Below are 14,148 nucleotides of genomic sequence, written 5' to 3' on the forward strand. Positions count from 1 at the left end.
GGACGACGCGCATCGAGATGCGATCCGCGCAGCGCCACCAGGCGCGGCGCCATCCACAAGGCCGGGCAGCGGCCAGCACGCCGGAACATCGGTTGCACCTCATGCCCAAGTACTCACCCAGAGGTTTAGCCAATGAATAGCCGCACCACGACCTTAGCCATCAGCATCATGGCCGCGCTGTACCTGTCCGGTAACGCCGCCGCGCAGGAAGCGCCCGCTTCCGCCAACGCGGATTCCAAGAACGTCCAGCAGCTGGATGCCATCACCGTCACCGGCTACCGCGCCTCGCTGGAGAAGAGCCAGTCGGTGAAGCGCTCGGCCAACTCCATCGTCGATGCGATCAGCGCCGAGGACATCGGCAAGTTCCCGGACACCAATGCCGCCGAGTCGCTGGCGCACCTGCCGGGCATCAGCGTGGACCGCCAGTTCGGCGAAGGCGAGAAGGTCAGCATCAACGGCACCGATCCGGCGCTGAACCGCGTGCTGCTCAATGGCCAGACCATCGCTTCGGGCGACTGGGGCGGCAACCCGACCGACACCAGCGGCCGTACCTTCAACTACACCCTGCTGTCGCCGGAAATCATCGGCCTGATGGAGGTCTACAAGACCCCGGAAGCCCGCATCGACGAAGGCTCGATCGGCGGCACCGTGATCGTGCACACCCGCAAGCCGCTGGACCTGCCGAAGAACACCATCCGCGGCTCGATCGGCTACAACTACAACGACCGTTCGGAAGAAGGCAATCCGCGCGGCTCGGCGCTGTGGAGCTGGAAGAACGACGACGAGACCTTCGGTGCGTTGATCTCCGCCACCCACGACAAGCAGGACCTGTCGCGCGCCGGCATCGAGTTCTTCGGCTACGGCCTCGGCACCACCTACAACGCCGACGGCACGGTTTCCTCGCGGATTAATCCGAACGCGACGATCAATGGCAGCGGCGACATCAATACGGCCAAGTTCCCGGTCGGCATCAATAGCGCCTTCTTCCAGCAGACCCGCGAGCGCAACGGCCTGCAGGGCGCGCTGCAGTGGAAGCCGAACGAGCAGAACGAGTTGAACCTGACCGGCATCTACATCAAGGGCAAGTACAACAACTTCAGCGAATCGCGCTACGTCTGCCCTGGCTGCGGTGACCGCGACAAGTTCACCGAAGCCACGCTCAACAATGGCTACATCGTCGAAGGCAAGCTGTCCGATGCGACTGGCAATGGCCAGCCGTACGCGCAGCTCGACACCAACTACCGCGAAAGCACCGTCACCACCAAGAGCCTGAACCTGCGCCACGACTTCTACGGCGAGAAGTGGGTGTTCACCTCGCAGGTCGGCACCACCGAGGCCACCGGCGGCAAGAACCCCGAGTACCTGATGAAGTACCTGCTGCAGAAGGGCGGCTATAACTTCAACTACGACGGCAGCAACACCGGCGTCACCTACGACAACGGCAGCGCCTCCAACTGGGGCCTGGTCGGTTCGCCGGCTGGTCTGGCGCCCGGCTCCACCGACAAGTCGGCGATGCAGGCCGGCGGCATCTATTACGCCAAGAGCACGGACAAGGAGAAGTACTTCCAGTTCGATGCCGCTCGCGACCTGGATTGGGGCCCGCTGAACAAGCTGCAGGTAGGCTACAAGTACATCAACCACGACAACGGCGTCGATGCTCGCGGCAACCGCATCAACACCACCAACGCGATCTCGCTGACCGACTTCAGCCCCGGCAGCACCCCGAGCGGCCTGTACGACGGCCTGGGCGCCAGCGGCGACCTGACCAACTGGCCGACCGCCAACCTCAACTCGGTGATCAACTACCTGCGCTCGCAGCCGCAGGGGCCGTACAAGCCCGATTACGGCTCCTCGTTCGACGTCAAGGAAATCACCAGCGACCTGTACGCGCAGCTGAACTTCGAGTCCGGTGCCTGGCGCGGCAACCTGGGTGTGCGCTATGTCGACACCAAGGACAAGTCGCAGTTCTGGCAGAGCAACGACGGCGGTGCCACCTACAACCAGACCACGGTGAGCAAGCAGTACTACAAGCCGCTGCCGAGCTTCAACCTGGCCTACGATCTGGACACCGACAAGGTGCTGCGCTTCTCCGTGGCCAAGGTGATGGCACGCCCGCGCTACGGCGATCTGGCCGGCTCGTTCACCATCAACAGCAGCAACGGCAACCTGACCGCCAGTGGCGGCAACCCGGACCTGAAGCCCTACGAGTCGACCAACTACGATCTGGCCGCCGAGTGGTACTTCGCCCCGTCCAGCATGCTGTCGGCGGAAGCGTTCTACCGCGACATCAGCTCGTACATCGTCACCACCACCTCGCAGCAGCAGCTGACCGATGCGGTGAATGGAGTGAGCGGCCTGTTCACGGTGAACTCGCCGATCAACGCTTCCGACGCCAAGGTCAAGGGCGCCTCGCTGAACTACCAGCAGGCCTTCGGCTACGGCTTCGGTCTGCAGGCGAACTACACCTACGCCACCGCCGACACCAGTCCCGGCCTGAACCTGCCGTACCTGTCGAAGAACACCTACAACGTGATCCCCTACTGGGAAAACGGTCCGTGGATGGTGCGCGTCAACTACAGCTACCGCTCCAAGTACTTCACTCAGATCGGCCGACTGGATTCGCAGGTGTTCACCGACGAGTACAAGCAGCTGGATCTGACCGCGTCGTATCAGATCAACGACTGGATGAGCGTGAGCTTCAGCGCGACCAACCTGCTCGACTCGACCTACTACTGGTACAACGAGGTCAAGTACGCGCCGATCGGCATGTACAAAAACGGCCGCGGCTACCAGGCGCAGCTGAACTTCAAGTTCTGATGTAGCACCGGCGCGCCACCGTCCCTCCACGGTGGCGCGCTTTTTCGTGTCCGGCGCGGCTGCGCCGGCATCGTCTTCTGCAACAAGGAGTGCCGTTCCATGACGACCGAGACCCGCCCCCGTGCGGACCGATCCCGCCACGCCGGAGCCGCACGCCAGACCCTGGCCAGCGCGCTGGCCCTCATGCTCGCGCTGACGGCCCTGCCCGCCGGCGCCGCGGACGCGCCGTCGCCGACAGCGCCCACCGCCACCACGCTCAGTCCGGAACAGATCGACCAGCAGTGGCTGCAGGCCACCGCCAAGTACGCGCCCGAACGCGCGCGTCTGGTGCGCGAAGCCAACGACGGCGCGCGCGGCGGACCGTTCCGGCCCGACTGGACCTCGCTCAAGCAGTACCGCTCGCCGTCCTGGTACGACAACGCCAAGTTCGGCATCTTCATCCACTGGGGCGTGTTCTCGGTGCCGGCCTTCGGCAACGAGTGGTACTCGCGCAACATGTACCAGCAGGGCAGCAAGGACTACCTGCATCACCGCCAGACCTACGGCCCGCAGTCGCGCTTCGGCTACAAGGACCTGATCCCGCTGTTCACCGCGCCCAAGTTCGATCCGCAGGCCTGGGCCACGCTGTTCCGCGACTCCGGCGCCCGCTACGTGGTGCCGGTGGCCGAGCACCACGACGGCTTCGCGATGTACGACTCGCAGCTGTCGGACTGGACCGCGGTGAAGATGGGCCCCAAGCGCGACGTGATCGGCGAGCTGTCCAAGGCGATCCGCGCGCAGGGCCTGCATTTCGGCCTGTCCTCGCACCGCGCCGAGCACGACTGGTTCTTCGACGGCGGCCGCCAGTTCGACTCGGACGTCAACGACCCGCGCTACGCCGGCCTGTACGGCCCGGCGCAGGTGCGGCTGCCAGGCAAGGACGACGCCGACGTGCACAACGACTGGACCCCGGTCTCGCAGGCCTGGCTGGACGACTGGCTGGCGCGCACCACCGAACTGATCGACCGCTACGACCCGGACCTGATCTATTTCGATTGGTGGATCGCGCACCCGACCTTCCGCGGCACGCTGCCGACGATGCTGTCGTACTACTACAACCACGGCGCGGCCAAGGGCGGCGTGGTGGTGAACTACAAGCTCGGCGCCTTCCCCGAGGGCGCCGGCACGTTGGACATCGAACGCGGCCAGCTCACCGGCATCCATCCCACGCACTGGCAGACCGACACCTCGGTCAGCAACGCCTCCTGGGGCTATGTCGAGAACGACACCTACAAGACCCCGACCTTCATCATCCACATGCTGGTGGACGTGGTCAGCAAGAACGGCAACCTGATGCTCAACATCGGGCCGCGCGCCGACGGCTCAATCCCGGACACCGAACGCGCGATCCTGTTGTCGATCGGCAAGTGGCTCAAGACCAACGGCGAGGCGATCTACGACAGCACGCCATGGCGCACCTACGGCGAAGGCCCCACCGAAGTGGTCGGCGGCACCTTCCAGGACACCAAGACCAAGCCGTACACGCCCGAGGATTTCCGCTTCACCACCGGCCACGGCGCGCTGTACGCGATCGAGCTGGGCTGGCCGGCCGACGGCAAGGCGCTGATCCGCTCGCTGAAGCCGGCCGATGGCGTGCGCGGCGTCACCCTGCTCGCCAACGGCAAGCCGGTGCCGTTCGAGCAGCGCGCCGACGGCCTGCACCTGCGCCTGCCGGCCAAGCCGGTGGGCGAACACGCCTACGTGTTCCGCATCGACCTGTCCTCCCCCACCCCGCCAACGGATCCCTCCCGATGATGAAGCGTTTCGCAGGGCTGCTGTTCGCCCTCGCCCTGGCCTGCGGGCCGGCCATGGCCAAGAACCCGACCGCGCTGTTCTATCTGATGAACACGCAGAAATCGACGAACGCGTTCCTGGCCCACGTCGACAAGATCGACGTGGTGGTGCCGACCTGGTACGGCGTGGATCAGAATGGCCTGGTCAACGGCACCCCGAACCTGTACCTGTACGAGATCGCCAAGCAGCACAAGCTGCGGGTGATGCCGATCCTGTCGATGACCGCCGGCCGCGACGGCTTCCACAAGCTGCTGCACGACGAGGACGCCAAGCAGCGCATGATCGCGGCGCTGCTGATCCACGGCCGCAAGCACGGCTACTACGGCTTCCAGTTCGATTTCGAGAGCATCGCCTGGACCGACCGCGACGCCTATTCGCTGATGGTCAAGCAGACCGCCGAGGCGCTGCACAAGGCCGGCTTCAAGCTGTCGGTGGCGGTGGTGCCGAACGCGCCGGGCTATGCCGAAGGCGGGGCGTTCTCCAAGTGGATGTGGGAATACTGGCGCGGCGCCTATGACCTCAAGGCGCTCGGCGCCTCGGCCGACCTGATCAGCCTGATGACCTACGACCAGCACACCCGCTGGACCACGCCCGGCCCGGTGGACGGCATGGTGTGGATGAAGAAGCACCTGGACTACGCGCTGACCCAGGTGCCGAAGGACAAGCTGTCGCTGGGCATCGCCACCTACGGCTACCGCTGGTACACCGGCAGTCCGGTCAAGGCCGACGGCACCGAAGCCTCGAACATCACCGCCGACTACATCGACGCCGACGAGTCGTTCCCGCTGGCGGAAGAGCAGCATGCCACCGTGCAATGGGACCCGGTGGAGCAGGAGTCGTGGTTCTACTTCTACCGCGACGACATGCGCGAGTGGGTGTTCCGCCCGGACGCGCGCAGCTTCCGCGCGCGTTACGAGCTGACCAAGCAGTACGGCCTGGAAGGCTTCAGCTGCTGGGTGCTTGGCGCCGAAGATCCCAAGGTCTGGGACGAACTGCCGACCGCGGCGCGCTGAGCGGCGGTCACGATCGAGATGCGGGACGAGGCCATGCGGCGCGCAGCGAAAGCGCCGCGCTCACCCCAGGCTACCCCACAGCCTCTACGATACGCATCTCGATCGCTTGAGGTAGACCGATGACTGAAGTGGGTGCACACCCCCGATTGCCGCACCGCCCGATGCCCGCCAGCGCGCGCATCGCGGCGGCCTCCCGCAACGCCTGGCTGGGGTTGTCCCTGCTCGCCTGTGGCAGCCTGCTCGGCGGCTGCGACCGCGCCCCGCCGCCGGCGCCGACGCCCGCGGCCAAGCCCGCCGTGGCCCCGCCGCCTGCCCCGAAACACGATGACGACGACGACAAGACCCCGCTGCCGCTGATCCCGGCGCCGGTCAAGGCCGAGCGCGACGGCGGCACCCTCACCATCGGCACCGGCAGCGTGCTGTCGGTGCCCAACGACGATCCCGGCGCGCAGCGCGTGGCCGAGCAACTGTCGCAATTGCTGAGCAAGACCCGCGGCCTGAACCTGGAAGTGCGCGCGGAGACCATTCCCGCCAACGGCAGCATCCGCCTGCAGCTCAATCCCAATACCGAGGTTGCGCAGGTCGAGGGCTACACGCTGGACGTGGACCCGCACACCATCCTGATCCAGGCGCGCGACGAACGTGGCCTGTTCTACGGCGCGATCAGCGCCTGGCAGTTGATGACCCCCGACGCCGGCAAGGGCGAGGTGGACGTGCCGCAGGTGCACATCCGCGACTGGCCGCGCTTCGGCTGGCGCGGCGTGCTGCTCGACGTGGCGCGGCATTTCCACGGCCCGGACACGGTCAAGCGCCTGCTCGACGCGATGGCCCAGCACAAGCTCAACGTGCTGCACCTGCACCTGACCGACGACCAGGGCTGGCGCATCGAGATCAAGCGCTATCCCAAGCTCACCGAGATCGGTGCCTGGCGCACCCCGCCCGGCGCCGGCAGCCACGGTCTGCCCGATCGCTACGGCGGCTTCTACACTCAGGACCAGATCCGCGACCTGGTGGCCTACGCCGCCGAACGCCACATCACCATCGTGCCGGAGTTGGACATGCCCGGCCACGCCCAGTCCGCAGTGGCGGCGTACCCGGAACTGGTCGGGGTGACCCGGCAGCGGCCCAAGGTGTCGGTGGATTGGGGCGTCAATCCGTACCTGTTCAACACCAACGCCAAGAGCATGACCTTCATCCAGGGCGTGCTGGACGAAGTGCTGCAGCTGTTCCCCTCGCCGTACATCCACATCGGTGGCGACGAAGCGGTCAAGGACCAGTGGGAGCGCTCGCCGGCGGTGCGCGCGCAGATGCGCAAGCTCGGCATCAAGGACGCGCATGCGCTGCAGGGCTGGTTCAACCAGCAGCTGGCCGACTACCTGACCCAGCACCAGCGGCGCCTGATCGGCTGGGACGAGATCCTGGAAGGCGGGCTGCCGGCCAGTGCGTCGGTGATGTCCTGGCGCGGCGTGGACGGCGCGGTTGCCGCCGCCAAGCAGGGCCACGACGTGGTGCTGGCGCCGGCCGGCTGGATGTACCTGGACAACCTGCAGAGCGCGCGCAACGACGAGCCCAACGGCCGCCTGGCGACGCTGCCGCTGCAGAAGGTCTACGGCTTCGACCCGGTGCCGGCCGCGCTCAACGCCGAGGAGAGCAAGCACGTGCTCGGCGTGCAGGCGGCGCTGTGGAGCGAGTACATCCCCTCCACCTGGCATATCGACCATGCGCTGTTCCCGCGGCTGAGCGCGGTGGCCGAGGCCGGCTGGTCGCCGATGGCCGCGCGCGACTGGAACGGCTTCCTGCAGCGCCTGCCGGCGCAGCTGGATCGCTACCGCACGCAGGGCATCGCCTACGGCGACGGCGCCTTCGCTCCGGACATCGCGCTGCAGGGCGGCGACAACGCGGCGCTGGACAGTGGCAAGGCCACCGTGGTGCTGGGCAACCAGGCCAAGTTCGGCAGCTTCCGCTACACCACCGACGGCAGCGAGCCCAAGGCCGACTCGCCGCGCTACACGGCGCCGTTCGCGGTGACCCTGCCGGTCACCGTGCGCGCAGCCACCTTCGCCGACGACGGCCGCCTGCTGGCCGCACCGCGCAGCCGCATCCTCGACCGCGCCAATCTGCTCGGCCGCGATACCCAGGGCCTGGCCTCGTGCGAGGGCGGCGAGCTGGGCCTGCGCGTGCCGCTGCTGCCGGATCTGGCCGACCAGGACACGCCGGTGTTCAACATCGACCTGTTCACCAGTTGCTGGCGCTACGCCGACGCGCGCCTGGACGGCATCGACCGCATCCGCATCGACGCCGCACGCCTGGCGCGCAACTACGGGCTGGCGCACGACCAGGCCAAGGTCAAGCGCTATCCGGCGCACAGCGCGCGCGGCGAGTTCGAAGTGCGGCTGGGCGACTGCAAGGGCAAGCTGCTGGCGCGGCTGCCGCTGCCGGCCGGCAAGACCCTGGGCGACCAGTTCGCGCTGGAAGCACGGCTGCCCAAGCAGACCGGCGTGCACGACCTGTGCCTGCGCTCCACCGCGCCCATCGCCGGCCCGTACTACGCCATCGGCGCCGTCCATCTGATCGACACCGCGGCGCAGGCGCCCCCCGCCGCCGCGCACTGACCACGGAGACCCTCGCATGACCCAGCCGCCCCGCCGCTCCCGTTCCGCGTCGCGCACGCGCCTTCCTGCCCACCTCGGGCTGTTGCTGGCGCTGGCCTTGCCGGCGCTGGGACAGGCGGCGGCGCCGGCGACGCTGTCGCTGCAACAGGGCTGGCAGGTGCGGCTGGCGCCGGGCGATGCCAACGCCAAGGCGCACCCGAAGGCGGCGCAGTGGCTGCCGGCGCAGGTACCAGGCACGGTGCAGACCGACCTGATCGCCGCCGGGGTGGTGCCGGATCCGTTCTATCGCGACAACGAAGCGCAGATCCAGTGGGCCGGGCTCAGCGACTGGCAGTACCAGACCCATTTCCAGGTCGATGCGGCCCTGCTGGCGCGTCCGCACCTGGAACTGGTGTTCGACGGCCTGGACACCTTCGCCGAGGTCTACCTCAACGGCAAGAAGCTGCTGGCCGCCGACAACATGTTCCGGCAGTGGCGGGTCGACGCCAAACCGCTGCTCAAGCGCGGCGACAACGTGCTGGAAGTCCGCATCGCCTCGCCGATCAAGAAGATCCAGCCGTGGCTGTCCAAGCAGCCGTATGCGCTGCCCGGCGCCTACGACTCGGCGTTCGGCGACGAGCCGGTGGCACGGCACAGCTCCACCTACGTGCGCAAGGCGCCGTACAACTTCGGCTGGGACTGGGGTCCGCGCATCGTCACCGCCGGCATCTGGCAGGGCGTGCGCCTGGAAGCCTGGGACGACCTGCGCGTGGACGGCCTGCGCATCGCCCAGCAGCGCGTGGACGCCGACGCGGCGCAATTGCTGGCGCAGGTGCAGGTGCAGGCCGGCCGCAGCGGCGAGGTGCAACTGGATCTCGACGTGCTCGGCCCCGACGGCCAGCGCGTCGGCCAGTTCAGCCAGCATGCCATCGTCGATCCGGGCGCCAATACCCTGACCGTGCCGGTGCGCATCGCCAAGCCGCAGCGCTGGTTCCCGGCCGGCTACGGCCGCCAGGACCTGTACACGTTCAAGGCGCAGTTGCGCGACGCCGCAGGCGAACGCCTGGACGTGCAGCGCGTCACCGGCCTGCGCAGCGTCGAGCTGCGTCGCGAGAAGGACCAGTGGGGCAAGAGCTTCGCCCTGGTGATCAACGGCATCCCGGTGTTCGCGAAGGGCGCCAACCTGATTCCGTTCGACAGCTTCCCCACCCGCGTCGACGCCGCGCGCATGCGCGGCTTCCTGCAATCCGCGCGCGACGCCAACATGAACATGCTGCGCATGTGGGGCGGCGGCCATTACCAGCCGGACAGCTTCTACGAGGACGCCGACCGCCTGGGCATCATGATCTGGCAGGACTTCATGTTCGGCGGCGCCATCCCGCCCTACGACGTGGCCTTCCGCGAGAACACCCGCGCCGAGGCCGAGGAGCAGGTCCGGCGCCTCGGCGACCATCCCAGCATCGTCATCTGGTGCGGCAACAACGAAGTGCAGACCGGCTGGGAGAACTGGGGCGACCGGGTCAAGTTCAAGCAGTCGATCGACCCGGAAGAGCGCGAGCGCATCGTCCGCGGCATGACCACGCTGTTCGGCACGGTGCTGCGCGAAGCGGTACAGAAGTACGACAGCGACACCCCGTACTGGGCGACCTCGCCGGGCACCGATTTCGACGGCGCCGCCGACCAGCCCGACGACGGCGACATGCACTACTGGAAGGTCTGGGGCGGCCCGGCGCTGCCGGTCACCGAATACCTCGACGTGACCCCGCGCTTCATGTCCGAATACGGCCTGCAGTCGTTCCCCGAGATGCGCACCATCCGCGCCTTCGCCGAAGCCGGCGACCTGAAGCCGGAATCGCCGGTGATGCGCGCGCACCAGAAGTTCGACAAGGGCAATGGCAACCAGCGCCTGCTGCTGTACATCCGCCGTGCGTTCGGCGAGCCCAAGGATTTCGCCAGCTTCGTCTACCTGAGCCAGGTCATGCAGGCCGAGGGCATCACTCTCGCCGCCGAGCACCTGCGCGCGTCGCGGCCGCAATCGATGGGTTCGCTGTACTGGCAACTCAACGATGTGTGGCCCGGCGCTTCCTGGTCCAGCGTGGACTACTTCGGCCGCTGGAAGGCGCTGCAGTACCACGCGCGCCGCTTCTACGCGCCGGAACTGATCGCCGCGCTGCGCAACGACAAGGGCCAGACCCAGGTGTCGCTGGTCTCCGACCGCGCCACGCCGCTGGCCGCGCGCTGGCGCATGCGGGTGATGGACCTGTCCGGCAAGGTGCTGAGCAAGACCGAGAAGCCGGTGACGCTGGCGCCGCTGTCCAGCGTGCGCGTGGGCAACTTCAGCGATGCGCAGCTGCTGCGCCGCGCCGATCCCAAGCGCAGCGTGGCGGTGTTCGAGCTGCTCGACGGCGAGCGCGTGCTGTCGCGCAACCTGGTGTACTTCGACGCGGCCAAGCGCCTGCAGTGGCCGCAGGCCGACATCCGCACCGAGCTGCGCGCGGACGGCGACGGCTATGCGCTGACCTTGAGCAGCTCCACCCTCGCCGCGCAGGTGTGGCTGAGCTTCGGCGACCTCGACGTGACGCTGTCCGACAATGCCTTCGACCTGCTGCCGGGCGAGCCGCTGAGCGTGCGCGTGCACAGCAGCGCCACCCTGGAGCAGCTGCGCGCCGCGCTGCAGGTGCGCGACCTGGGCGGGACCCTGGCTGGCGCCCCGGCCGAGCCGGCGGAGGCGAAGTGATGGGCATGCCGATGTCGCGGGCGGGCGTCACCTTGTGGGAGGGACTTCAGTCCCGACGTGGCGTTACCGGTAAAGCGTCGGGACTGAAGTCCCTCCCACACAAAGCGCTTCCCCTTGGGTTGAGCCTGCTGGTGCTGCTCGCCGCCCCGCTCGCCCATGCCGACGAGGCCGAGGACCGCGCCGCCGCGCTGGTGGCGAAGATGACCCGCGCCGAGAAGATCGCGCAGGCGATGAACGCTGCGCCGGCGATCCCGCGCCTGGGCGTGCCCGCCTACGAGTGGTGGAGCGAGGGCCTGCACGGCATCGCCCGCAACGGCGAGGCCACGGTGTTCCCGCAGGCGATCGGCCTGGCCGCGACCTGGAATCCCGAGCTGCTGCACGAGGTCGGCACCGTCACCTCGACCGAGGCGCGGGCCAAGTTCAACCTCGCCGGCGGCCCCGGCAAGGACCATCCGCGCTACGCCGGGCTGACCATCTGGTCGCCCAACATCAACATCTTCCGCGACCCGCGCTGGGGCCGCGGCATGGAGACCTACGGCGAGGATCCCTACCTCACCGGACGGCTGGCGGTCGGCTTCATCCGCGGCCTGCAGGGCGACGATCCGGCGCACCCGCGCACCATCGCCACGCCCAAGCACCTGGCCGTGCACAGCGGGCCGGAGCCGGGCCGCCACGGCTTCGACGTGGACGTGTCGCCGCACGATTTCGAGGGCACCTACTCGCCGGCATTCCGCGCCGCCATCGTCGACGGCCAGGCCGGCTCGGTGATGTGCGCGTACAACTCCCTGCACGGCACGCCTGCCTGCGCCGCCGACTGGCTGCTCGACGGCCGCGTGCGCGGCGACTGGGGCTTCAAGGGTTTCGTCGTGTCCGATTGCGATGCGATCGACGACATGACCCAGTTCCACTACTACCGCGCCGACAACGCCGGCTCGTCCGCGGCCGCGCTCAAGGCCGGTCACGATCTGAATTGCGGCTACGCTTACCGCGAACTCGGCCTGGCCTTCGACCGCGGCGAAGCCGACGAAGCCCTGCTCGATCGCTCGCTGGTGCGCCTGTTCGCCGCGCGCTACCGGCTCGGCGAGCTGCAGCCGCGGCGCAACGATCCGTATGCGCGGCTGGGCGACAAGGACATCGACAGCGCCGCGCACCGCGCACTGGCGCTGCAGGCGGCGCAGCAATCGCTGGTGCTGCTGAAGAACGCCAACGCCACCCTGCCGCTGCGCCCGGGCCTGCGCCTGGCCGTGCTCGGCCCCAACGCCGACGCGCTGGCCGTGCTGGAGGCCAACTACCAGGGCACCTCCGTGGACCCGGTGACGCCGCTGCAAGGCTTGCGCACGCGCTTCGGCGCAGCCCAGGTCACCTATGCGCAGGGCGCGCCGCTGGCCGCCGGCGTGCCCGGCATGATCCCCGAAACCGCGCTGCGCAGCGACGGCAAGCCCGGGCTGCGCGGCGAGTACTTCGACAACCTGGACCTGGCCGGTAGGCCGCGCGTGCAGCGCCAGGACCGCGTGGTCGGCTTCAACTGGGACCATGTGGCCCCGGCCAAGGACGTGGACAAGGACCGCTATTCGGTGCGCTGGAGCGGCGAACTGCTGCCGCCCGGCCCCGGCGACTACACCCTGGCGGTGCGCGTGGCGCGCTGCTTCGATTGCGCCGGTCACGACCCGGTGCGCCTGTACATCGACGACCGGTTGGTGATCGCCGGCAACGCCGAGGACAAGCACCTGCCGGCCGGCATGCACAACGCAGACGGCCGCAACGTCGAGGCGGTGCTGCATTTCGACGACGCGAAACCGCGGCGCATCCGCCTGGAACTGGAACACCGCGGCCAGGATCAGGGCCTGCGGCTGGAGTGGCTGGCGCCGCCGGCGCTGCAACTGGCCGAAGCCGAACGCGCGGTGGCGCAGGCCGACGCAGTGGTGGCCTTCGTCGGCCTGTCGCCGGACGTGGAAGGCGAGGAACTGCGCATCGACGTGCCCGGCTTCGACGGCGGCGACCGCAACGACCTGGCCCTGCCCGCCGCGCAGCAGGCGCTGCTGGAACGGGCCAAGGCCAGCGGCAAGCCGCTGGTCGTGGTGCTGATGAGCGGCAGCGCAGTGGCGCTGAACTGGGCCAAGCAGCACGCCGACGCGATCATCGCCGCGTGGTATCCGGGCCAGTCCGGTGGTACCGCGATCGCCCAGGCGCTGGCCGGCGACATCAACCCCGGCGGTCGCCTGCCGGTGACCTTCTACCGCTCGACCAAGGACCTGCCGCCCTACGTCAGCTACGACATGAAGGGCCGCACCTACCGCTACTTCAAGGGCGAGCCGCTGTTCCCGTTCGGCTATGGGCTGAGCTACACCCAGTTCGCCTACGACGCGCCGCAGCTGTCGGCCGCGACGCTGCAGGCGGGCGACGCCTTGCGCGTCACCACCACCGTGCGCAACATCGGCGCGCGCGCCGGCGACGAGGTGGTACAGGTGTACCTGCAGTACCCGCAGCGCGCACAGTCGCCGCTGCGCAGCCTGGTCGGCTTCCAGCGCGTGCACCTGCAGCCGGGCGAGGCGCGCACGCTGAGCTTCGCGCTCGACGCGCGCCAACTCAGCGACGTGGACCGCATCGGCCAGCGCGCGGTCGAGGCCGGCGACTACCGGCTGTTCGTCGGTGGCGGCCAGCCCGGCACCGGCGCGCCCGGCGACAGCGCCCCGTTCTCGATCAGCGGCAGGGTGGTGCTGCCGAAGTGAGCGACGGGGCCGCCTGTGGCCCCGTCTACGAAATGCGCCAACGCATGCGGCGGTGCAGCGCAAATGCCCGCCGCCCTTCCGCCGCTGCGCACCACGATCCTCTGTTGCAGCGTCCTGCCGATTTATTTTTCACGACCTATTGACAGTCTTCCGGGACAGAGGTATCGATAACACGTCGGTGCCACGCATCGACGATGCCAGACGCGCCGGACGCCGCAGCACCTGCGGCGTTCTCCAGGGCAGTTCCAGGGGTGATGTGCCATGTCATGCAGTCGTCGCAGCCAGGATCGATGCCTCGCCGGAATTCCGGCGCCCTGCCTGTTGTCCGCGCGCCGCGCGGGCACGCACGGGAGCCGCTGCGCATGACCCGTCGCTACAAACTGAGCGCGCTGCGTTCGCGCTCCAAGTGCATCGCCGGCTACTCGCCG

The 14,148-nt window shown here is 68.4% G+C and carries 6 protein-coding genes; all 6 read left to right on the forward strand.

The features are described from left to right. Positions 1 to 132 precede the first annotated feature (132 nt). The 6 genes from GGR66_RS01035 to GGR66_RS01060 all read left to right on the forward strand — a co-directional run bounded on the left by GGR66_RS01035 (position 133) and on the right by GGR66_RS01060 (position 13,720). The gene (locus tag GGR66_RS01035; protein ID WP_184446901.1) at positions 133 to 2,817 is read left to right on the forward strand and encodes a TonB-dependent receptor; all 2,685 of its coding nucleotides are present in this window, start codon (positions 133 to 135) and stop codon (positions 2,815 to 2,817) included. Positions 2,818 to 2,916: 99 nt separating this feature from the next. After that, complete coding sequence (locus GGR66_RS01040) at positions 2,917 to 4,611, forward strand: alpha-L-fucosidase (RefSeq protein ID WP_184446902.1); 1,695 nt, start codon at positions 2,917 to 2,919, stop codon at positions 4,609 to 4,611. Further along, positions 4,608 to 5,663 (forward strand): glycosyl hydrolase family 18 protein, encoded by a 1,056-nt coding sequence (locus GGR66_RS01045; protein ID WP_184446903.1) that lies wholly within the window; start codon positions 4,608 to 4,610, stop codon positions 5,661 to 5,663. Before GGR66_RS01040 ends, GGR66_RS01045 begins: the two co-directional genes overlap by 4 nt. A gap of 119 nt (positions 5,664 to 5,782) precedes the next feature. Continuing rightward, positions 5,783 to 8,275: a family 20 glycosylhydrolase gene (locus GGR66_RS01050; protein WP_184446904.1), complete on the forward strand. Its 2,493-nt coding sequence runs from the start codon at positions 5,783 to 5,785 to the stop codon at positions 8,273 to 8,275. Between the two features lie 16 nt (positions 8,276 to 8,291). After that, positions 8,292 to 10,991, forward strand: a complete 2,700-nt coding sequence (locus tag GGR66_RS01055) for a glycoside hydrolase family 2 protein (protein WP_184446905.1) — start codon at positions 8,292 to 8,294, stop codon at positions 10,989 to 10,991. Beyond that, a complete protein-coding gene (locus GGR66_RS01060) occupies positions 10,991 to 13,720 on the forward strand; it encodes a glycoside hydrolase family 3 C-terminal domain-containing protein (protein ID WP_255421543.1) in 2,730 nt (909 codons plus the stop codon). The genes GGR66_RS01055 and GGR66_RS01060 overlap by 1 nt, the downstream gene beginning before the upstream one ends. The last annotated feature ends 428 nt before the right edge of the window (positions 13,721 to 14,148 follow it).

It is taken from the genome of Xanthomonas sp. 3498, assembly GCF_014199795.1.
Lineage (GTDB): Bacteria > Pseudomonadota > Gammaproteobacteria > Xanthomonadales > Xanthomonadaceae > Xanthomonas_A > Xanthomonas_A rydalmerensis.

Excerpts from the sequence above, each read along its gene's own strand:
- GGR66_RS01040 (WP_184446902.1), top strand. The coding sequence starts at position 2,917 with ATGACGACCGAGACCCGCCCCCGTGCGGACCGATCCCGCCACGCCGGA.
- GGR66_RS01055 (WP_184446905.1), top strand. The coding sequence starts at position 8,292 with ATGACCCAGCCGCCCCGCCGCTCCCGTTCCGCGTCGCGCACGCGCCTT.
- GGR66_RS01035 (WP_184446901.1), top strand. The coding sequence starts at position 133 with ATGAATAGCCGCACCACGACCTTAGCCATCAGCATCATGGCCGCGCTG.
- GGR66_RS01045 (WP_184446903.1), top strand. The coding sequence starts at position 4,608 with ATGATGAAGCGTTTCGCAGGGCTGCTGTTCGCCCTCGCCCTGGCCTGC.
- GGR66_RS01060 (WP_255421543.1), top strand. The coding sequence starts at position 10,991 with ATGGGCATGCCGATGTCGCGGGCGGGCGTCACCTTGTGGGAGGGACTT.
- GGR66_RS01050 (WP_184446904.1), top strand. The coding sequence starts at position 5,783 with ATGACTGAAGTGGGTGCACACCCCCGATTGCCGCACCGCCCGATGCCC.